The organism is Kitasatospora sp. MBT66 (assembly GCF_000710405.2).
GTDB classification, from domain to species: Bacteria; Actinomycetota; Actinomycetes; order Streptomycetales; family Streptomycetaceae; genus Kitasatospora; species Kitasatospora purpeofusca.
This window is the reverse complement of sequence record NZ_JAIY01000010.1, coordinates 975,101-975,470: the sequence shown is the minus strand read 5'-3', so window position 1 is coordinate 975,470 and position 370 is coordinate 975,101. Positions and strand designations below refer to the sequence as shown.

Sequence of the window (370 nt, the reverse complement as noted above, 5' to 3'; positions counted from 1 at the left end):
CGTTCGTCACCGCCCGCTACGCCGACGCCGTCCCCGCCGCCTGGGGCCTCGACGTCCCCGGCGTGCTCACCGCCCTCCCCAGGTCCGCCGCCCCCGCGATCGCCCTCACCTTCGACGCCTGCGGCGGCCCGGGCGGCTCCGGCTACGACGCGGCCCTGGTCGCCACCCTGCGCACCCACGGCGTCCCCGCCACCCTCTTCCTGAACGCCCGCTGGATCGACGCCAACCCCGACACCTTCGAGAGCCTCGCCGCCGACCCGCTCTTCGAGATCGCCAACCACGGCACCGCCCACCGCCCCCTCTCCGTCACCGGCCGCTCGGCCTACGGCATCGCCGGCACCCGCGACCCCGGCGAGGTCCACGACGAGAT

1 protein-coding gene is annotated in these 370 nt (G+C 76.5%); it reads left to right on the top strand.

Features of this window, described 5'->3' with window-relative positions; genetic code table 11:
- A partial coding sequence (locus BI06_RS48505) for a polysaccharide deacetylase family protein (protein WP_158516469.1) occupies window positions 1–370 on the top strand: 370 nt, incomplete at both ends.